This window comes from Hyphomicrobium sp. GJ21 (assembly GCF_001006785.1).
Lineage (GTDB): Bacteria > Pseudomonadota > Alphaproteobacteria > Rhizobiales > Hyphomicrobiaceae > Hyphomicrobium_B.
Genome location: NZ_CDHO01000003.1, coordinates 1,094,483 through 1,113,798 on the forward strand (window position 1 = coordinate 1,094,483; position 19,316 = coordinate 1,113,798).

Annotated in this window: 19 protein-coding genes; 11 read left to right on the top strand and 8 right to left on the bottom strand. The window is 56.6% G+C overall.

The genetic code is table 11. The annotated features are described in order from the left end of the window. Nucleotides 1-2: 2 nt before the first annotated feature. Entirely contained in the window at nt 3-1,367 is a 1,365-nt protein-coding gene (locus HYPGJ_RS13520) for a sensor histidine kinase (RefSeq protein ID WP_046847610.1), read from the bottom strand. A 280-nt stretch (nt 1,368-1,647) separates the two neighbouring features. On the opposite strand from HYPGJ_RS13520, the gene HYPGJ_RS13525 reads away from it, so the two are divergent. The 9 genes from HYPGJ_RS13525 (at nt 1,648) to HYPGJ_RS13575 (ending at nt 10,369) form a co-directional block, all read left to right on the top strand. Further along, nucleotides 1,648-2,124, top strand: coding sequence for a DUF3280 domain-containing protein (locus tag HYPGJ_RS13525; protein ID WP_244466140.1), 477 nt, complete (start codon nt 1,648-1,650; stop codon nt 2,122-2,124). Nucleotides 2,125-2,415: 291 nt separating this feature from the next. Beyond that, nucleotides 2,416-3,471, top strand: a complete 1,056-nt coding sequence (locus HYPGJ_RS13530) for a linear amide C-N hydrolase (RefSeq protein WP_046848412.1) — start codon at nt 2,416-2,418, stop codon at nt 3,469-3,471. Nucleotides 3,472-3,975: 504 nt separating this feature from the next. Further along, nucleotides 3,976-4,956: a helix-turn-helix domain-containing protein gene (locus HYPGJ_RS13540; protein WP_046848413.1), complete on the top strand. Its 981-nt coding sequence runs from the start codon at nt 3,976-3,978 to the stop codon at nt 4,954-4,956. 305 nt (nt 4,957-5,261) lie between these two features. Beyond that, nucleotides 5,262-7,076 carry a methanol/ethanol family PQQ-dependent dehydrogenase gene (locus tag HYPGJ_RS13545; protein ID WP_244466142.1) on the top strand — a complete coding sequence of 605 codons (1,815 nt, stop codon included), beginning with the start codon at nt 5,262-5,264 and terminating at the stop codon, nt 7,074-7,076. Nucleotides 7,077-7,189: 113 nt separating this feature from the next. Continuing rightward, the gene (locus HYPGJ_RS13550; RefSeq protein ID WP_046847613.1) at nt 7,190-7,876 is read left to right on the top strand and encodes a pentapeptide repeat-containing protein; all 687 of its coding nucleotides are present in this window, start codon (nt 7,190-7,192) and stop codon (nt 7,874-7,876) included. A gap of 38 nt (nt 7,877-7,914) precedes the next feature. After that, nucleotides 7,915-8,316 (top strand): hypothetical protein, encoded by a 402-nt coding sequence (locus HYPGJ_RS13555; RefSeq protein WP_101536135.1) that lies wholly within the window; start codon nt 7,915-7,917, stop codon nt 8,314-8,316. A gap of 11 nt (nt 8,317-8,327) precedes the next feature. Beyond that, nucleotides 8,328-8,756: a cytochrome c-550 PedF gene (pedF, locus tag HYPGJ_RS13560; protein WP_046847615.1), complete on the top strand. Its 429-nt coding sequence runs from the start codon at nt 8,328-8,330 to the stop codon at nt 8,754-8,756. Between the two features lie 369 nt (nt 8,757-9,125). Then, on the top strand, nt 9,126-9,707 hold the full coding sequence (gene moxG / locus HYPGJ_RS13570; protein WP_046847617.1) for a cytochrome c(L), periplasmic: 582 nt from the start codon (nt 9,126-9,128) through the stop codon (nt 9,705-9,707). A 95-nt stretch (nt 9,708-9,802) separates the two neighbouring features. Continuing rightward, nucleotides 9,803-10,369 (top strand): cytochrome b/b6 domain-containing protein, encoded by a 567-nt coding sequence (locus HYPGJ_RS13575; RefSeq protein ID WP_046847618.1) that lies wholly within the window; start codon nt 9,803-9,805, stop codon nt 10,367-10,369. Between the two features lie 114 nt (nt 10,370-10,483). Here HYPGJ_RS13575 and HYPGJ_RS13580 read toward each other — a convergent pair whose 3' ends face one another. From HYPGJ_RS13580 to HYPGJ_RS13600, 5 genes are all read right to left on the bottom strand, one after another. Next, on the bottom strand, nt 10,484-11,944 hold the full coding sequence (locus HYPGJ_RS13580) for a methyl-accepting chemotaxis protein (protein ID WP_052750905.1): 1,461 nt from the start codon (nt 11,942-11,944) through the stop codon (nt 10,484-10,486). Nucleotides 11,945-12,705: 761 nt separating this feature from the next. Then, complete coding sequence (locus tag HYPGJ_RS13585; protein ID WP_143440530.1) at nt 12,706-12,987, bottom strand: PilZ domain-containing protein; 282 nt, start codon at nt 12,985-12,987, stop codon at nt 12,706-12,708. Between the two features lie 411 nt (nt 12,988-13,398). Next, nucleotides 13,399-14,097, bottom strand: coding sequence for a DUF4336 domain-containing protein (locus HYPGJ_RS13590; RefSeq protein ID WP_046847620.1), 699 nt, complete (start codon nt 14,095-14,097; stop codon nt 13,399-13,401). A 576-nt stretch (nt 14,098-14,673) separates the two neighbouring features. Further along, on the bottom strand, nt 14,674-15,852 hold the full coding sequence (locus tag HYPGJ_RS13595; RefSeq protein ID WP_046847621.1) for an alpha/beta fold hydrolase: 1,179 nt from the start codon (nt 15,850-15,852) through the stop codon (nt 14,674-14,676). After that, nucleotides 15,842-16,069: a hypothetical protein gene (locus HYPGJ_RS13600; RefSeq protein ID WP_046847622.1), complete on the bottom strand. Its 228-nt coding sequence runs from the start codon at nt 16,067-16,069 to the stop codon at nt 15,842-15,844. The genes HYPGJ_RS13595 and HYPGJ_RS13600 overlap by 11 nt, the downstream gene beginning before the upstream one ends. A 332-nt stretch (nt 16,070-16,401) precedes the next feature. Between HYPGJ_RS13600 and HYPGJ_RS13605 the strand changes: the two genes are divergently transcribed. Both HYPGJ_RS13605 and HYPGJ_RS13610 read left to right on the top strand, forming a co-directional pair. Then, on the top strand, nt 16,402-16,692 hold the full coding sequence (locus tag HYPGJ_RS13605) for a metalloregulator ArsR/SmtB family transcription factor (protein ID WP_244466250.1): 291 nt from the start codon (nt 16,402-16,404) through the stop codon (nt 16,690-16,692). Then, complete coding sequence (locus HYPGJ_RS13610; protein ID WP_046847624.1) at nt 16,679-17,620, top strand: SRPBCC family protein; 942 nt, start codon at nt 16,679-16,681, stop codon at nt 17,618-17,620. Before HYPGJ_RS13605 ends, HYPGJ_RS13610 begins: the two co-directional genes overlap by 14 nt. Before the next feature lie 352 nt (nt 17,621-17,972). On the opposite strand, the gene HYPGJ_RS19355 is transcribed toward HYPGJ_RS13610, so the two are convergent. Next, entirely contained in the window at nt 17,973-18,155 is a 183-nt protein-coding gene (locus HYPGJ_RS19355) for a hypothetical protein (protein ID WP_052750906.1), read from the bottom strand. 145 nt (nt 18,156-18,300) lie between these two features. Beyond that, nucleotides 18,301-19,233, bottom strand: coding sequence for a transporter (locus HYPGJ_RS13620; RefSeq protein ID WP_046847626.1), 933 nt, complete (start codon nt 19,231-19,233; stop codon nt 18,301-18,303). Between the last annotated feature and the right edge of the window lie 83 nt (nt 19,234-19,316).

Below are 19,316 nucleotides of genomic sequence, written 5' to 3' on the forward strand. Positions count from 1 at the left end.
CGTCAGGTTCTCGGCCGGGCTAGAAATTCAACACGCAAGCCAAAGCCGCCCGAGGGTTTGGGGCCGGCGGCAAACCGTCCGCTCAATGCGAGAACGCGTTCGCGCATGCCGATCATCCCCCAGCCGCCGAATGTGCTCGTATTTTGCGAAGGCCGCCCGCAACCATCGTCGTCGACCGAGACTTCGATTTTATCGGTTCCGGATTCGTTGAATTTGTGCAGCATCACTTTCACGTTCAAAGCGTGGGCGTGACGCGCGGCATTGTTCAATGCTTCCTGGATAATGCGGTAAACATGAGCGCTTGCTTCGGAGCTCAAGTCTTCAAGGTTGCCGTTCGTTTCCAGTGTATAACGCGTGCTGCCCTGGGCGAGACTATTATACTTCTCAACCAAATTTCGCAGACTCTCGATAAGCCCGAGATCGTCGATTTCGGGAGGGCGCAAGTACGTGAGCGTCTTTCGCAGGGAGATCATCAGCTCCGAGGTCATCGTCTCGAGCTCGTTCGCGTCTTGCGTCGCGGAAGGATCATTGCGGTTGACCTTGCTGCGGACACAAGCCGCAACGGCGTTTATGCCGCTCAGCTGTTGCGCAACGTCATCGTGAAGCTCTCGTGCGATGTGCAGTCTTTCTTGTTCTTGCGCGTCTACGAGCTTGCGCGCCAATTCGGCTCTATCGGCTGTGGCTTTGGAAAGGTCACGCGATAACGCGTTAAAGACCTCGCTGATCCGATTGAGTTCGGCGAGTTGAAATGCCGGCAACCGGCATTCGAGTTCGCCCTGGGCCAAGCGATTGAGGCCGCCGAGGATTTCCTTGGTCGGCGCCAAGGCGCGATCAATGACCCAGTAAGTTACGATGCAGAGCGTTGCGATAAGAGCTGCAGATAGACCGAGCATTGGAGCTATCGTGGTCCAGGCCTGGTTTGCGGTCGCGAGAGGCTCGGAACTGCTCACGACGGTTCCGTGAAGCTTTCCCCGGTATGATATTGGGTAAGACGCAGATGCTTTCGCATCGAGAAACATGCGGTGCGCTGAGAGAAACCAATCCGGGGCGGTGATCGCCGCTGCGTTCACGCCTTGACAGCTAGACCTCAAAATCGAGCCGTTGACGTCGAGAAATCTGATGCACTGCCCTGGCTGCAGAACGAACGACGTCACCATATCCCAATCGGGAAATCTCAGGGGTGTATCTATGGCTGTTCCGATGCGGACCAATTGAAGGTCAAGCTGACGGCCGACGGAATCCGCGAGCCGTTCGTTCTGGCGCTTTACTTTGTTGGCAGTCGCGACAACCGTGAAAGCCGAACCTGCGATAAAGCAAGCCAATGCGACGAACACGATGCGGCGCACCAATAGCCATTTGAGATCCATAGCCACGGGCTCCTTAGGAGTCCAATGGTTAGGGCAACGAGGCGCAGGTGGGAAGAAAGCACGGCGAAGATCGTGTGAAATGCCCAAAGAAAGTCGGGCGATCCGCCGTTGTGAACTTTTACGATAGCTTGGCAGTATTAGCCAAACGCTATTTGGCGATACTTTCCTTCAACCCATGCGAACGGATGGCATCATGTTTGACAGTACGCTTCAATCCGCGCGCGCCGAAGCGCTTCGTCGGGTTATGTCGAGTCTTTGCGCGATGGCAATCGCTGGGCTCATGACTGCCGTAATTTTTGCAGGCACCGCCTATGCGGAGCCGCAACGCATCGCGTTGCTGGGCGTCCACTTCCAGAATGACAACGAGGGCTATGAGCCGACGACCGACGCCGAGAAAAATCGTTTGAATATGATTTCGACGGCTTTCAAAGAACAGCTCGAAGCCTCCGGCAAGTATACCTTTGTCCCTGTTCCAGCCTCTGAGCAGCAAAAGATCGATGCCGGACAGCTTGTCGGCGCCTGCGGTGGCTGTGAATTTGATTACGGGCGCGATCTCAATGTCGAGCACGTCGCCTGGATTCGCGTGCAGAAAATCTCGAATCTCATTCTCAACATTAATGTCTATATGGCGGACGTCGCGAAGCGGAAAGTGACGTTCATTCATAGCGTCGATCTCAGGAACAATACGGATGAATCCTGGATGCGGGGCCTCAATTATCTCCTTCAGAACTATCTTCTGCCCGGCGCGCAGGGCTGAGATTGCTTGTGCCTGAGATCTGGCCGCGGTGGTCCAGCATTATGAGAATTGCGTCCTTCGCCTTTGCGCTATGTGTGGTTTGCGCTTCTCTTCCGGCAAGAGCTGGCGAAATGGCGACACGCGGCGTCGGCCATCTCCGCTTTGCGGTAGGTGCCAATCTCGACCGCGCTACTCGCGGGCGTCGGAGCGGGCAACGCTTGCCCAATTGAGCGGATTTGACTTTCTTCGGCAGGATCGCCTTCATAGGATTTGGCTAGAAGCAATTGGCATCGCTGAACCGGGATGGCCACAATGAGACGTTCGGTCACGACCTGCACTGCGGTCCTCATGTCTGCGGGCGTGATGGTATCTTCCGCGGCCTACGCCTGCACGCGCTTCGTCTACCACGGAGCCAATGATGAAGTGATCACGGCACGTTCCATGGACTGGAAGACCGATGTCGGGACCAACATTTGGATGTTCCCGCGCGGCATGAGGCGGTCTGGAGAAGCGGGACCGAATTCGATCCAATGGACGTCGAAATACGGCAGCGTTATCGCCTCGGGTTATGACATCTCGACAACGGATGGCATGAACGAGGCCGGGCTTGTCGCCAATGTGCTGTGGCTGGTCGAATCCTCCTACCCGAAATACGACGGTAGGATGCCCGGTCTATCGATCGCGGCCTGGGCGCAATATGTCCTCGACAATTTCGCCACGGTGGATGAAGCCGTCGATGCGCTGGCAAAGGAACCCTTCACTATCGTCACGGACAACGTGCCCGGCGATAACAAGCTCGCCACTTTGCATCTCTCGCTCTCGGATGCCGGCGGCGACAGCGCGATCATCGAGTATATCGATGGCAAGCAGGTCATTCATCACAACCGCGACTATCAGGTGATGACCAATTCCCCCACCTTTGAAAAGCAGCTAGCCCTGAATGAATACTGGAAAGACATTGGCGGCACCGTCATGCTGCCCGGCACAAATCGCGCGTCGGATCGTTTTGCGCGCGCCGCCTTCTATGTGAATGCAATCCCGAAGAGCGAGGATCCGGTCGAGGCCATCGCCAGCGCCTTCAGCGTAATCCGTAATGTCTCCGTTCCGTTCGGCATCTCGACGCCTGACCAGCCTAATATATCCTCGACGCGCTGGCGGACAGTCGCCGATCAGAAGCGCAAGCTCTACTTTTTTGAATCAGTGCTCACGCCAAACATCTTCTGGGTCGATCTGACGAAACTGAACTTCTCCGAAGAAACCGGTAAGGTGATGAAACTCGACCTCGGTCCTAACCAGACGCACATTTACGCTGGTGTGGCCAACGGTCAATTCAAGGAAACCGAACCTTTCAAGTTCCTGGGGCTCTAAGCCAAGGAGCGGAAGGTAACGTATCGCAGGGTGCAGCGGCGCCTGCGGATATTTCAATCGTCTCGGGTTGCTCGAAGTATGCGGTTTATTTTTCCGCATAGCCACGCTTTCCGGCGCGGCCGTTAAACCCGTCGCGGCTCATAATCGCGCCACGTTGCGTGGCGGGATGATCGCGCCCGGTTTCGGAAGGTCAAACGTTGTTGGCATTTTCACGCTATCGGGAAACGGTTGGGTCAAGCGAAGCGCAACGAAAAAGCCAGTGAGTGAACTATTCCTTCCAACGCAAAATATTTCGAAATCATTCCAGGAATTATTCCCTGTCGATCGCGTAAACAATTGGCGGTCGTTGTTCGAATTGATGGCTCTGATTGCTGAATAAGGAAGAGAAAAGGCTTCTCTCTACGTAGGTCGAATTGCTTTTTCGAGCGGCGATGAACAGTTTCGCCTCGTCGCCTGTTGCGCAGGACTATTCCATTGGGAACCTCCGCATACGCAGAGCTCAAGATGAACGAGTTCGGAAGAAATGACCGCGAAAGTCATGGGGACTATGTACGCGCTGCTGTGGAATCTATTTCATCAGCGGCGCGATCGTCACTTGCCGCGTCGTGGCGTCGATCATTGCTTTATCACAAGCTTGACCCTGAAGCCGCCTTACGTCCGGAAAGGGTCGAGACATCGATTGTAAAAAAGTCGACCGAGCGGCTCGGTCGTTTGATGAGAAGCGCGGGACCGATACTCGATCATGTTTTCAAAGGCGTGGGTTACTCTGGCTGCTGCGTCTTGCTTGCAAACTCCGAGGGATTGGTTCTCGACCACCGCGCGAAGCCTACGGACGACCAGATGTTCGGAAAATGGGGGCTTTATACCGGCTCGGTCTGGAGTGAAGGCAATGAGGGTACAAACGGCATAGGAACCTGTCTGGCTGAGCAACGTCTCGTGTCCATTCTTGGCAATCAGCATTTCCATATTCGCAATGCCGCAATGAGCTGCATCGGCGCCCCGATTTTCGACGAAAACGCGCGTTTGGCGGCGGTTTTGGACGTGTCGTCTTGCCTCGGTGACGACCAGATAGGAGCGGTAGCTGCGCTTATTGCGATGGTGGTTTCCGATTCCGCGCGAAAAATCGAAAACGAGAATTTCCGTGAAGCATTTCCGAGCTGTCGCATCGTTGTCGCGCCGGGTCACGGCATGCGTTATTCCTCACTGCTTGCCGTCGATCGCTACGACATCGTTATGGGTGCGACTCGAGGAGCGCGCCAGATTCTGAGACTTTCGGAAGATGCACTTTGTCGTCCGCTCTCGGACATTCTCACAGCAGAGAGACAGTTATCGGATCTAAAGGCCGCTGAACGAGCGGAACTCCAACGCGCGCTTTCTCGCTCGAAAGGCGATGTGTCGGCGGCGGCGCGGGATCTCGGTATCGGGAGGGCCACCCTATATCGAAAAATGAAAAAGCTCGGGATCCTCGGCACAACCGCCGCCTGAGAGTTCGTCTCTGAACGTCGCAATATTGTTTGACCTGCCATCTGTCTCAATTGCGAGACACGTAGCCACCGAGCGGTCTCTCGCTCCGATGACATAGGCTGCAATTTATTTTCAAACTGCATTTCCGAGTTTGGTCGATCGTCTGCCCAAGAAACAATGACCGGGCGATCGAGATCAAACGCGAGGCAAAAATCAAAACTGGGAGAAGAAAACGCATGGCAAGGGAATTTTACCATTGCGTAAGCCGCGCGGCGTTATTCGCGGCCACGGCGACGCTCGCTATTTCCACCGCAGATTTTAGAGCGATGAGCGCAGAAGGTGCTCACACGACTAAATCCGTTACCTACGAAGATCTCGCCAACGACGATAAGACCACCAACGACGTTCTGACGTACGGAATGGGGCAGCACATGCTCCGCTACAGCACACTCGATAAGATCAACGTCAACAACATCGGCATGATGAAGCCGAAATGGACGTTCTCGTTCGGCGATGAAAAACAGCGCGGCCAGGAAGGCCAAGCGCTTGTGCACGACGGCGTTATTTACATCACGGCATCCTATTCGCGCATCTTCGCGCTTGATGCAAAGTCGGGTAAAAAGCTTTGGTCCTACAGCGCGCGCTTGCCCGACGATATCCGCCCGTGCTGCGACGTCGTCAGTCGCGGTGCTGCAATCTATGGCGATAAAGTTTTCTTCGGCCAGCTCGATGGCAGCATGACGGCGCTCGACAAAGATACGGGCAAAGTCATCTGGTCGAAAAAGTTCGACGATCATGAAGCTGGTTATGCTTTCACCGGCGCGCCATCGATCATCAAGGATCAGAAGACCGGTAAAGTTTTGCTGATCCACGGGAACTCTGGTGACGAGTTTGGTGCGGTGGGCAAGCTCTATGCTCGCGATCCCGACACTGGGGAAGAAATTTGGATGCGGCCTCTCGTTGAAGGGCATATGGGGCGGTTGAACGGCAAGGATTCAACGACGACGGGTGATGCGAACGCGCCATCCTGGCCTAACAACGCGAAGGGCGAAAAGGTTGAGGCTTGGCATCACGGCGGAGGCGCGCCGTGGCAGACGGCTTCGTTTGACGCAAAGACCAACACGATCGTCGTTGGATCTGGCAACCCGGCGCCTTGGAATGCGCACTATCGTACCCCCGGCGACAGCCTTTTCACATCTGGTCAAGCCTATGTCGATCCGACAACGGGTAACTTGATTGGCTTCTTTTCGCATACGCCGAACGATGCATGGGATTATTCGGGCAATAACCCAATCCTCCTTTTTGACTTTGAGAAGGACGGTAAGACGATCCGCGCCGGCGCCCATGCCGATCGCAATGGCTTCTTGTTCATCACCGATCTCGACAAAATGACGGAGCGCAAGGGTAACAAGAGCAGCGATATTTCGCGGCAGGCCGGCGGAGCGCTCGCGATATGGCCCTTCGTACGCGATATCAATTGGACCAACGGCTGGAATGTTGCGACGGGCCGTCCCAATGAGCCGCAGGGAGCGGATTCCAAGCGACCGCCGGCTCCGCTGCCGGGTAAAGACAAGGGCGAGTCCATTAAGGTCACACCGAATTTCCTTGGTGGCACCAATTGGATGCCGATGTCCTACAATCCTGAAACGAAGCTGTTTTACATTCCGTCCAACGATTGGACGGAAGACTACTGGACCGAAAATGTCACCTATAAGAAAGGTGCTGCATATCTCGGTCAGGGTTTCCGCATCCACAAGCTGTTTGACGACCACATCGGTGCGTTGCGCGCAATTGATCCTGTGACAGGCAAAATTGCCTGGGAATCTCTTGAGCCGATGCCGCTATGGGCCGGTACGCTCACCACCAAGGGTGGGTTTGTAATCACCGGAACGAGCGATGGCTTCGTCAAAGCTTTCGACGCCAAGAATGGTAAGGAACTATGGAAGTTCCAGACCGGGTCCGGCGTTGTTTCGCAGCCGGTCACCTGGGAAATGGACGGAAAGCAGTACGTCGGCATCGCCTCGGGATACGGCGGTGCGGTTCCGCTCTGGGGCGGCGACATGGCTGACCAGACCAAGCAGGTCAGTCAGGGTGGATCCTTCTGGGTGTTCGAAGTTCCAGAGAGCACCGCGTCCAACTGATCTCTCGTCTGGCGCTGTTTAACACTACGCCTTGCCTTTCCCTAGACCAGCCTGGCAGCGGGTTTCTGCACGTGCTTCCGCTGCCTTTTTCCTTTTGCGGGTGAGGAAACCCTATGTTCCGATTTCCAGCTTTCAGCAGAGTGTCAGCGGCTTTGCTTGCGCTGATCGTGACGGTACCGACGATGATGGCGGTGCACGCTCAAGACTATCCCGTCATCGTCAACAAAGAGGAGCGGCCGGATCCCTGGATCGTGAACGGTTGCAAAATCGTACCGAAATCCAATTGCGAGGGAGCAGATTTGAGGCACGCCGATTTGAAGCATGCCAACCTCTTTGGGGCCAATTTGCAGAATGCCAAGCTTACGCGTGCGGACTTGCGCCATGCGAACCTGACCAACGCCAATCTTACAGGCGCCAATCTCGACGCTGCCAAGCTGCAATATGCATTTCTTCCCGGCGCCAACTTGTCGGGCGCATCACTGCGTGGTGCCGATCTCACTTATGTCCGAGGTGCCAAAGCCAATTTCACGAATGCCGATCTTAGCGCGGCAAACCTCGAAGCGGCCTTCTTGAAAGGCGGCAATTTCCTCGGCGCGATTTTTAGAAATGCCGATCTTCAAGAGACAAAATTGTACGAAGCAAATCTCACGTACGCTGTGCTCGAAGGCGCGAAATTGAGGTTCACGATATTTCAGGATGCCGTCATGGACGGTTGTTCGGGCTGCCCCATGAACTGGCAGTACGGCGAAAAGCCGTGGGAGCAGGATGAAAGCCGATGGGAGCCTGCTGCCGGCCAATGAGACGCGTCATCTGCACAGGCATGAGAGGAGCTGCAGTATTGACGGTTCTCGCGGTCGAAACACCTGCGCTTGCCCATAATGAACTTGACGGCGTTCGCGCCTGCTTGCTTCGGACGGAAAGCGCGGATCGGCTAGCCTGTTTCGATCGCGAGGTCCGCAAGCTCGCCAAGCCGACATTCGAGGGACGCCTCAATGTCGTTACCGAACCGTTCGTGATCGAGAAGCCGACGCTGCTTCGATTTCAAAGTGATGGTGTAATTTTTGTTCTCTATCTCAAGAACGGCAACGACGAAGTCATTCAGAATCTTCACATCGGCGGCGGCGGCGAAGGAACCTATCTCATCGCCAAGCCAGGCACGTACTTCCTTCAGATCAACGGAAGTGACCACTGGCGAATTTGGCTGGAACCACAGAATGTTTCTTCACCTCTACAAAATTAAGGGAACTGCGCATGACAACGACGAAAGCTGTTGTTTCGATATTGGCTATATTGGTGGCCGTTGCAGGCGCGAGCCGGGCATTTGCTCACGGTGATATGGCTCCGTCGCCAGTTGATACAACCGGACTCGCACCGCTCGGAGAAGAATGGCGCGCGACAAACCCCTATAGAGGGAATGCGAAAGCCATAGAAATCGGTGCGCGAGGATATAACTCCAACTGCGCGCGCTGCCATGGGCTCGATGTGAAGTCGGGAGGTATGGCACCCGATCTCCGGGGGCTGCCGTCGGATGACGAAGGCGATGCATGGTTTCTCATGCGCATCCGCAGCGGGGCAACGCGCGATGGCCGCGTTAAGATGCCACCGTTCGAAAACATTCTCAGCCAGGAGGCGATGTGGGCAATACGCTCATATATCGAATCCCAGCCCAAAGACCAATGAGCCGGATAGCGGTGGTGCTCCTGGCCGGCATGATCTGCGGCACGGCGCAGGCCGTAACCGCGGAGTATCAGATCAGACGGATCGTCTATCTTAAAACGAGTTGCGGTCTCGAAAGTCTTGTTACTCTCGAAGCATCGTCGGGACGGGAGAGATTCAAGGCTACGTGCAATAATATCTCCGCATACCCCAAAGGATTGGAAATCATCTGCACCGATCCGGTCGACGACCGGTCGTGCATGATCACGACCCGCGCCGTGAGATTCGATCAGCTTCAATTGATGCGGCCAACAAATTGAATGGCAATTGCACTCACGCGAGTTCGCCGCAGCAACGATATGGATTAGGGCGCTGCAGAGGGAAAATTTGCCGATGAAGTTTGCCTTGCTCGTTTCCGCTCTGACTTTCACTGCATTGAGTGTTCTCGCGCAAACGGCAGCCGCGGAACAGGTTTTCCGGAGTACGGCTACTGACGAAATTCTTGATGTCGACGGCACAGCGCGCAGGGGCGGCAGGAATACACCAGCAGTCAAAAAATTCAGGGAAACCGGGGTAGATGCCTACGTCGAAGTTGCAGGCTGCTTGCCGTTGGGTGAGGCGATTTTCGTCGAGTCCTGCTCGGGATGTCATGGCGCGGTGGGGGAGGGCAAGATCGGACCGGCACTCAACGACTCCGTCTGGATCTATTCGAAAAACAAAACCGACAAGGGCATTTTTGAAACCATTTTCGGCGGTGCGAAGGGGCTAATGGCAGCTCACGGACAGGATATTGAACTCGACGATCTGTTGAAGCTCATCGCCTGGCTTCGTCATCTTCAGAAAGACGATGTCACGAATGCCGAATGGCTTACCGCCGAGCAGAAAAAGACATTCAAGTCATTCGATGTTCGGCGATGGAAAGAGACAGAAAGGCCGGCGGCGGAAAAGCAGCAGTGCGCATTTCCTTCGAAATAGCAGCTGAACGAGTCGACGTGATTGTGCGGGATGCAAGTCCCCGTTCGTAAGACATCCCGGAAAGAATGCCGGCGAACCTGAAGCTAGGATGCGCCATGACTAATTTACGTCACACGTTCTTCGCGCCTCCATCCGATCGCCTGCCTTTAGCGACGATCGTGCTCCATTGGGTTGTGGCTATCGGAATGGTTGGGATGCTGCTCTACGGATTGGAGCTGTGGTTGATTCCCAGCGGGCCGGCAAAAGCCGCCCTGATACCGCTTCACAAATCATTCGGTATTGTGGTTGGCGTGCTGGCGCTTCTTCGCGCTTGTGTTCGTATCTATGAGGGATTTCCGACGGCGATCCCGGCGAATGTTAGAGATCGCGAACCCTTGCTGGCGTATTGGGTTCATGTGGCGTTGCTAATAATGACCTTGATTCTGCCGCTGTCGGGGATCGCCAAATCGATCACCTATGCGCGCCCTGTTGCCGTTTTTGGTTTCAACATTATCCCGCAGCTCTTAGACAAAAAGATTGAATTCTGGCACAGCGTGGCATCGCTAACCCACAACGTTGCCGCTGTGCTTTTGACTATTTTTTTATTCGTGCACACAGGGGCGGCCATTTTCCATCACTTTGTTCGTAGAGATGCGAAGCTCCGCCGAATGTTTGGTTTCTAGCCGGCGTTATGAGACGTGAACTGGTCGATTGGGGAGTATGGTAGCGTCTGGGTCACCCGCGAGGTTCGGAATGAGATCCGGAGTGAGAGAGGATGACGCTTTGGCGGTTTCGCCTCAAGACTTCAGACCCATGCGAAATCCACCCCAGTGCCGTCCGCGAATGACAATCGGTGCCGAGATATCTTTCATTAGCGCATGCTGACCGCCGCCCATGTCTCGACGGTAAGTTTGTAGCAGGAAGGGTTGAGTGTTGCGTCCCGCGCGAAGCCCGGTACGGTCGTTAAAGATCCTGCGGTTGCGCGAGTTCGCGGCATTCCAGGACGGATCGGAACCCTGTGGCTTCGAATACGCAAGATTGTGAGTCGGCAGATAGCCATTGCGATCGACGGCCGCACAAAATGCAATCCGGCTCGAACTCGCCAAAACTTGTTCCTGAATCGCAGGAAGAACGCGATCCGTGTAGTCCATGAAGCGCGTTGCCACCTGCTGCGGGTTTGTGCCCGGAATTGGCTTATATTGCTCGTCAAAGAGCGCGTCCTGGGTAATCTCGCCTTTGTCCAGGCCTCGCTCAAAAACCGCTTTTATTTCGGCGGCGGCTTTTTGGCAGGTCAAGATGAGGGCGCTGTCTTTCGTCTCAAACCCTGCCTGGGCGATGAACAACATCAGGTCTTCGCTGATGCTCAGGATGTTCTCAGACCGCTCCCGCGTCTTGCTAAGTTGAGTACCGGCGGTTCCAACAACTGTCACGAGATCGCTGACCCGCTCGCTGACCTGTCGAGAATTCGTGGCATTGCTGTGGACAGGATCACCCAGATCCTCGATGCCGCTGGTCAATTGCTGGACGCTACTGACCAGTGACTGGATTTGTTGCGTCGAGCCCTTCGCGCTGTTCGAAGCCTCGATGGCAGATTGTGCCCACTCAGAATTGTGACGCGCGACTGCGAGCATTTGATCGAGTGTTCCTTGCAACGCTTGTAGGTTCGCCCTGTTCTCGAGAGAGAATTTACGAACCTGATTTGCGAGGGCCTTGATCGACTGGGCAATCACCGCAAAGCCGCGACCCGCGTCGCTGGCCCGCGCTGCCTCCACGCCGGCGTTGATTGCGATCATCTGGGTTTCCATCGAGATCGACTCGATCGCGGCACTTGCCTCTTGCACTTTAGCTATTGTATCGCGTGCTTGTTCGGCCGAGCGTGTGATGCCAATTATGCCCTCGCCCAGTGCCTGCATGTTATCTATGGCAGTCGCGAGAGTATCGGATACCTGCTCCGAACTCTTACTGAGGACGTGCCGCGTCTGATCGGCTGTGGTCTTCAGCTCGCCCATCGCCGTCCTGATCCGGTTATTGGTCTCAGTGCTGCGATCGACCGAGTCGACGACGTTTTCGAGCGTTTCGCGAAGGTGGTTGTTAAGGCCGGCGAGATCTTCGACAATCCCGGCGATATCAGCGATCTCAAGTCCAAGACGCCCCGCCCTATCGCCGATCTCACTAGCACGGGGCACTGCGGCGGTGCTCGCATCCTGGGGATCGAGCGTGGGCAAGGCCGGAATTTTTGCACTGTCGAATTGAGACACCGGCGAAAATCCTTTCGCTGCGGGTTGAAGGCTTGGGCGGCAACAATGCAACTGACCGCGCGTCTTCTATCGGCTTACGAGGTGCGCAGAACGGCCGATTCGCACCCTTATGCCTCGGTGAACTAGCGGATTTGCAATGCGCTGCGTATTGGCACAAAGGGCAATTCTAAGGACTTAGCCGATGCGACGTCTTAGGGCGTGCCATCTGAGGCTAGCAACTGCGGCCCGAACCTCTGGCAAGCTCACTACTTGTGCGTTCTCGCATAGCCTCTCGGCTAAGCGGCTATGCGTCTGAACTTAAAGATTTCTGCGATACAAGTTCGCTCAGCTTGCACGCAGAAAACTCTCACTAGCATCCTGCAGCATTGGCAAGTCAGGTCGCTGAAATTGAACGCCAATGCCGTCCACTGACCTGTGTATGATCCGGCAACCGAGACGGATTTGCAGCGACTCGATATGCAGAACGCAATCGTCGGGTATTGTTCGTTCGACCCATGATGATGAGCTTCGCGCCAACGGCTGAGACGTCAGTCACGACGCAGCTTGCGTACAGCACATCGGCCTTGGTGGAAATGACGCCATTTAAAAGAGACTTGTACCTTGCAGACCGCCGGCGCATGGAACCTCCTCGCGTTGGCGAAGAGGATTAGACCTTGATGTTTAATGCGAGGATACGCTCCATCGAGCGATCGAGCGAAGAGGTTATTAATCCCCAAACTTAATGGATTATTTGATGTACGGCGGAGTGCGTAAATTCTGGCTCAATGACGCTCAAGGGGAACGAATGTCACGCCGATCGTGTCGTCAGTATCCCGATGAACGATGAGGCAATCCTTCAGCACATTGCGGGCGGGAACACTCAATCGCACCCGGCCGTGCATACCCTCGGCTTCCGCCGAGGCGATGCGCGCTCCGGTTTCAGAGAGATCAATCACGATGCATTCAACGGGCTGCCGCCCAGGCATTTCGAGCGTCCCTCTCAAAAATACTTTCTCGCGCCCCTTCTTGCCGCCGCGCCGTTCGCCGCCGTTTTTCATTGGCATCGCCCCCAATTCCCCTCAAAAACGTGACTATTGCTGATGGCGACAACGCTCGCGGACATTGACGCAGATCAATATGAGGGACCACGCCATTCACCGAAGTGTGGCTGCAGGATCTGATCACGGGGTTCTCGATTTGGAGCGTCAGTTGGCGCAAATGGATTTGTGCTTCCGCGGGGTGCCAACAACGGACATCAAGCACTCGCGCGTTTGGCCGGTCCCTGCCGATGACTTATGGCGGCTATGGCGTGATGCAGAGAAAGCGGACGTCAGCCAACATCCAAGTAGGGTAATTGCCAACCATCCGCGGTTTACCGAAAGCGGACTTTGTGGCCGCCTTGTCTGCTAGGGCCATAGCAGACAACTGCGGATCGCTCGTCGATGTTAGCTTGCGACCGGTCGCGGATGATTTCACTAGTGCAGCCATGAAAAGGCGCGTCGCAGAAATGCCTCGCCGTCCTTCCGAATAATCTCTCCATGCGCGACCACCACATGCTCGGGATGCTTGTCCATCAAAGCCTGGATTTTAGGCCGCGCGCTCGCGCGGTGACGAAAGCTGATCCGATAATCGATTGGCGGATAGCCGCACCCATCAATCATCTTCGACAGCCTCGCGATGCGCCGCATCCACCATGGCCAGTGAAGTTTCAGAAACCGCTCGCTAAAGGTCTGCGATAGATCGGCAATGATGACCGTTCGAGAAACACGGTGGAAGAACATGAGTTCGTCCAAAAATGGCGAGTTGGTGAAGTAGGCTTGATCGATCTGTCCGGCCCAGTCCAACGGCGGGTCGTCGGCAAGCGCATCCCAGAATTTGAGGTCGCGACATCTAGCGATCGTCGATGCCGTGGCCCACAACTTCGCAGTTGGAAACGCCGCCTGCCATTCACCCAGGAAGAGGTAGTGCAGTTTGTTAGGGCTGACGATGTGCCGAACCGGCCCCAAGGCTCGTACCGCACCTTCAATTTTCGCATTTTTCTTGATTGGCGACCACAGCCAGAGCCCACCGTCGGCAAGCCGCACGATCACCATCCGTGTCGGGTACTCGAAACCGTGAAACGAGACAATGCCGCCATCGGCAACCCAAACTTCTGGTCCGAGAGAGTCAAGCATGGACGTAGATTTAAGTAGTCAAATGTCCGCTTTCCAGTGAAGACCGCTCAGGGTCGGGGACGAAGGTTCGCTCCGAAGTGGAACCAGCGAAAGAGAGACGACCGCTTTGCACTCGACGGCGGTCTACGTGAGCGGCCCCGCGAAGGCCTGCGTCGGACCAGAAGCGGAATTTCAGCCTTATACAGTTGGGATTTCAGTTGAGCCGACGCGGTGGCTCACGAGTTTCTCCACCGCTGACGACGCGTGCGAGAATCTATGCCACCGACCACTGCCGCCTGAACGGTGTACCCAAGCCGCGCCCTCGCCTGAGGTTCCGCATCCGTCGCTCCGTCGACGAGACTTGCCGCCTTTCAGTGCGCAGCGCATCTAGCGAGTTGGGACATGAACGTCTCGTAGAACGGTCCCATGATCGCCTTGGGCTTCTCGTCGTGCTGGCTTTGGGCCCAACCGAGCGGTGCTGGCGATGAGCAGTGCCGAGAAAGCAGAAGTCGTTTTTGGTGCCGGTTGCCACGGGCATAGCCGTTCGTGCAACGACTGCAGCACCTTCAAGTGCGAGGTATCGGTCATTCGATGAAATTAGTTGCTGCAATCCGTCGGCGCAGACTTTCCTGCGAAGCGGTCCGCGATCCAATCGACGGAGGGTTGTGCGGCATCGCGACTGATCATGCCATGGCCGACGCCGTCGTAGGTCAGCATTTCGATGCGCGAGCCCGCTTCGCAAAGTAATTTCGCATAGGCTTTCGTGACGGGAGGGTCGACGACGTTGTCAACGGAACCCTGGGCAATCAGGACGGGAATATCGGGCGGGAGTTTTCCGATCGTATTTTGTGCGAGCAGATCCTTCCACGGTTGAAGCGCGGTCGGATCTTTGACCTTCAGAAAGTCCTGCGAGAGGTCTTTGCCGATCGCTGCGCGCGGTCGAATATCGATGATGGATTCGAGGCAGATATTCGCCAGACGGTCGACATGGGGAACAGCGTCCGGGACGATAATTTCGCTCATTTGTGCCCCGAACACACGCTGCCAAGACCACAGTGTCATCGCGAGAAGGTTCTTGCCGCCGGCGGTCGTGATATCGTCGCGCAGTAGTGTTCCGAGATCTGTCGCGGGGGCGGCCGCGACGAGACCAAGTACGCTGATATCCGGTGCGTATGATTTCGCGATCTTTGCGGCGTAGAGAACGGCTTGGCCGCCCTGCGAGTGTCCCCAAAGGACGGTGCGAGTTCCAATCCCTGCATCGGCGAGCGTATGCGCCGCTCGGATTGAGTCAAGCACCGCGCGCCCTTCGCTGTCGCCGACGAGATAGGGATGCGGTCCGGGCGTTCCTAAGCCTGGGTAGTCGCTCGCCGCGATGGCGAAGCCGCGCTCCAACATCATGTGCAGCCCGGGAATCTGCTGGTGAAAGAAGATCGCGAGCGTCGGCGCACAGCGGGGAACGATGCCCGTGGTAGGATGCGCCCAGCCGACGACCGGCCAGCCTCCTGTTGGCGGCGTTCCATTGGGCACGATGACGGCGCCGGACACGGCGATCGGTTCGCCCTTGAGACCTACTGAGCGGTAAAGCACCCGCACCGTCCGCGCGCCGAACCAGCTGTCGCTCATCGGCTCTGTGCGGATGATCGAACCCGGCGGCCCCGATATCTCCTTCGGCGATGCCTGATAAAACAGCGTCTGTGCACCTGCGGGTGATGGCAAAAATACTGCGTCCAACGAAAGAAGCGCGGCGACCACCGCCCACAGGATCTTACCGCTCATAGACGAACCTCAAATTTCCATGGGCATTGGCCGTAATGCGAATGCGATCGGGCAGTACAGCAATGCCCTCCAGCGTGTTGATTGCGAGATGACCTTCACGCCGGAAACCGTACGGAAGCTTTTGGTTGAGGTGGTCGTTCGCCGAGGCCATGACGGCATCGAGACGGTCCTTGAAGGAAACGCTAAGGCTATCGTGAAGCGCGAGTGCCGTCCACACATGGGAGCAACCATCGACGCTGCCAAGACGCCGGCGCCTGCTGGCCAGCAGGCGGATAGCTTTCGTCAGATGCGGGTGCTTTGGTCCAATACAGACCGTTCGGCGACACGGATAGCCAAACGGTGTGTGCTTTCCGCGTCTGCAAATCGACGACCCGGGCCAAGGCGTGTCTGCGTTCCAATTGGATGCCTAAGGCGTCTTTGGTCGTCGCTGGACAACGGGATAATTTGCTCGTAAAAACACCAAATGGTTAATTAACATTCTGGTGTCCTACCGTGAAAGACCCTCTAAGCCGCACCTTCGCCGCGCTCGCCGATCCGACTCGGCGCGCGATGCTCGCCAGGTTGTCCGAGGGTGAAGCCAACGTATCCGACCTCGCCGAGCCGTTCCTCACATACATGAGCCCTTCCGCGGTGACCAAACATCTGAAGGTGCTGGAAAACGCCGGGCTCATCACCAAGGGGCGCAAAGCGCAATGGCGTCCCTGCCACCTCAACGGCGAGCCACTGCGCGAGGCAGTGGATTGGATGGAGCAGCACCGGGTTGCAGGGGAAGAGCAGCTCGATCGGCTCGGCGCCTATCTGAAATCGAAAAGCAAAGGAACTCGTCGTGGCCACACATAAGAAGTCAAACATCATCTCGCTCACGCGCGTCTACGACGCGCCGCTGCGGGCTGTCTGGGAAGCGTGGACCATTCCAGAGGAGGTGGCGCAGTGGTGGGGCCCGCGCGGCTTCACGCTGACAACTCACAACCACGACCTGCGTACCGGCGGCCACTGGCACTACACCATGCATGGGCCGGACGGCACCGACTACGAGAATACGACACAGTATCTCGAGGTCGTGCCCATGCAGCGCATGATCTACGACCACGGCGGCCATAAGGATCGCCCGCCGCTGTTCCGTGTGACGGCGCTTTTTACCGAACGCAACGGCCGGACCCAGCTCGACATGAGCATGGAGTTCGCGACGCCCGAAGTCACGACCGAAATGCGCGGTTTCATCAAGAAAGCTGGCGGCGAAGCAACGTGGGATCGCTTGGCCGAGTATCTGGGGAAACGGCACGCGGGAGTGGAGCAGTTCTTCATCGCGCGCACGTTCGATGCTCCCATCGAGCGGGTGTACGAGATGTGGACCGATCCCGATCATCTCGCACAATGGCTGCCGCCGACTGGCGCCACCATGCGGTTCCTGCGAGCCGAACCACGTATCGGAGGCACGTCGTTCTATTCCATGACGATGGCAAACGGCACAGTTCTGTTTGGTCGGGTATCCTACCTGGCACTCGAAAGGCCGACCCGCATCGTCTACAGGCAGCAATTCTGTGACGACAAGGAGCAGGTAATCGTGGCGCCGTTCTTCACACACTGGCCGCGAGCCATGCTCACGGAAGTAGAGTTGGTTTCAGAAGCGCCAGATCGAACCCGAGTGTCTTTACGCTGGGAACCTCAGGAAGCGTCCGCCGCTGACATCGCAGAGTTCATCAAGCAACGTGGCGGCATGACAATGGGCTGGACCGGCTCATTTGATAAATTGGAGGCATTGGCGTAGCGGCGCAGTCGTTGTTACGGTGCATGCGGCCGTTGGGGCCGGGTCTGGCGTTCATGCAGCGCCACTGTAGAGGACACATTCGCAACGGCCGCTTGCTCTGCAAAGCGGCTATCGGTCGGTGTCCCGGGCCCGCCGTGCGGCCCGTGACGGTAAGGGAAGCGCCAGCATCGCGTTGAGTCCGACCTCCGCGCTAGGTCGATCGGTTTAATCCTATGCAGCCTTCAGATCTCTTCCAGCCCGCCAGAGATTATATTGGACCTGCAGGCCTAGCCAGAATTCTGCCGAGCCACCAAACATGCGCTCGAGGCGGAGTGCCATCGGAGCGGTTATAGCCGTCTTGCCGTCGAGCAGGTCATAAAGGGGCTCTGCGGCTAATTCCGAGCTTCGTTGCCGCCTTGATCTTCGTATCGCCGCTGCCCTCGATCGCATCGGCGATCGAAGCGCCGCGATGCGGCAACGGAAAACCCGGATGCGGAGCCGTTGACGGGTGAACGGTGACGATATCGGGGTTGCCCGGCTTGGCCTGTTCCAGCATGCGCTGCTCCAGCCTCGAGTTCGTTCATACGGACGGCCGCTGCCCGAGGGTCACTCCCATTCTCGACCATTGTCACGAGCGCCTTGATCTTGCGCTCGACGGCGGCCAGTCACGTTTCGCTCGCTGTCAATTGTTGAAGGACAGCCTAGAACTTCACCGTTCCGGAGATCATTGTCGAACTACCCTCCCAACGCTTGTCTGCGTTGAATTCCTGATAAAAGCGCGCGCTGAGGATGACCGGTGTCTTATCGACAAGCGTCGTGTACGTGAGCGCCGGACCTATGGCGTCGACGCTTCCTTCAAACGGCCCGAGCACGGCGCCAGTACCGGAGTCACCAGTCAACTGGCGATAGTCATAGCCGGCGACGCCAATGACCAGTCCGGTGCAGACTTCCCGCCCGATTGCCCACTCGAAGTGGAAATCCGTGCCGCTTTGATAATCCGTTGCCGTGTTCTCGAAATTGAATGTCACGCCAACGGTGCCATTAAATTGGAGCTTTGAGGTCTTCTCAGTCCACGTGAAGCTCCAGCCCGTATCGATGCCCGGCCGGTTGAGGCCGATGTCCGGTTTGAACCCCACCTCGTACCGACCGCTTGGCGCAACGACCTGCACATAGGCAGTATGAGCAAAATCTCCGCTCTGCCATCCGAGTTGTGCTCTCGTGGTGATATCGCCCAATCCCCAGCCCGCGGTTTCGCGCTCGACCGGCGGTAGAGGGGGAGCACTCACATTGGCTCTCATGCTGATGTGGCCGGCGGGCACCGTCACGGCAAGACCGAAATTACCGCCAAGGATTTTTCGATCCGGCACGTAGAGGCCGTTGATAAAAGCCTGGAAGAAATCAACGCGAGCGCCTGCGTTGAGAGTCACGTTTCCCAACGTCACCGCGCGGCCGATCTTTCCTGAATAGAAGCCGCTTCCGACGGTTAAATAGGTACCGGGCGGCGGCGTTACGCCCGCGCCAAACGCCGATCCGCCGAGCCCGTAAGAAGAGAAGCCCGCTTCATCTGCGCGTGCGGACGAGACGCCGGACAGAGCAAAAACCGCAATGACCGCGAAAGCAGATTGTGTGCGCATTCCGAGACCCCCATCCCGTCGAAAACGCAAACCGCTTACACAGTACGCTTATCTTCTAATGGTCGTTCAATCTGTTGCGGTAC

What these genes read in the sequence shown, in the direction of transcription:
- HYPGJ_RS13520 (WP_046847610.1), bottom strand. Translation starts at nt 1,367, where the DNA reads ATGGATCTCAAATGGCTATTGGTGCGCCGCATCGTGTTCGTCGCATTG.
- HYPGJ_RS13525 (WP_244466140.1), top strand. Translation starts at nt 1,648, where the DNA reads ATGACTGCCGTAATTTTTGCAGGCACCGCCTATGCGGAGCCGCAACGC.
- HYPGJ_RS13530 (WP_046848412.1), top strand. Translation starts at nt 2,416, where the DNA reads ATGAGACGTTCGGTCACGACCTGCACTGCGGTCCTCATGTCTGCGGGC.
- HYPGJ_RS13540 (WP_046848413.1), top strand. Translation starts at nt 3,976, where the DNA reads ATGAACGAGTTCGGAAGAAATGACCGCGAAAGTCATGGGGACTATGTA.
- HYPGJ_RS13545 (WP_244466142.1), top strand. Translation starts at nt 5,262, where the DNA reads ATGAGCGCAGAAGGTGCTCACACGACTAAATCCGTTACCTACGAAGAT.
- HYPGJ_RS13550 (WP_046847613.1), top strand. Translation starts at nt 7,190, where the DNA reads ATGTTCCGATTTCCAGCTTTCAGCAGAGTGTCAGCGGCTTTGCTTGCG.
- pedF (WP_046847615.1), top strand. Translation starts at nt 8,328, where the DNA reads ATGACAACGACGAAAGCTGTTGTTTCGATATTGGCTATATTGGTGGCC.
- moxG (WP_046847617.1), top strand. Translation starts at nt 9,126, where the DNA reads ATGAAGTTTGCCTTGCTCGTTTCCGCTCTGACTTTCACTGCATTGAGT.
- HYPGJ_RS13575 (WP_046847618.1), top strand. Translation starts at nt 9,803, where the DNA reads ATGACTAATTTACGTCACACGTTCTTCGCGCCTCCATCCGATCGCCTG.
- HYPGJ_RS13585 (WP_143440530.1), bottom strand. Translation starts at nt 12,987, where the DNA reads ATGCCAATGAAAAACGGCGGCGAACGGCGCGGCGGCAAGAAGGGGCGC.
- HYPGJ_RS13590 (WP_046847620.1), bottom strand. Translation starts at nt 14,097, where the DNA reads ATGCTTGACTCTCTCGGACCAGAAGTTTGGGTTGCCGATGGCGGCATT.
- HYPGJ_RS13595 (WP_046847621.1), bottom strand. Translation starts at nt 15,852, where the DNA reads ATGAGCGGTAAGATCCTGTGGGCGGTGGTCGCCGCGCTTCTTTCGTTG.
- HYPGJ_RS13605 (WP_244466250.1), top strand. Translation starts at nt 16,402, where the DNA reads ATGCTCGCCAGGTTGTCCGAGGGTGAAGCCAACGTATCCGACCTCGCC.
- HYPGJ_RS19355 (WP_052750906.1), bottom strand. Translation starts at nt 18,155, where the DNA reads ATGCTGGAACAGGCCAAGCCGGGCAACCCCGATATCGTCACCGTTCAC.
- HYPGJ_RS13620 (WP_046847626.1), bottom strand. Translation starts at nt 19,233, where the DNA reads ATGCGCACACAATCTGCTTTCGCGGTCATTGCGGTTTTTGCTCTGTCC.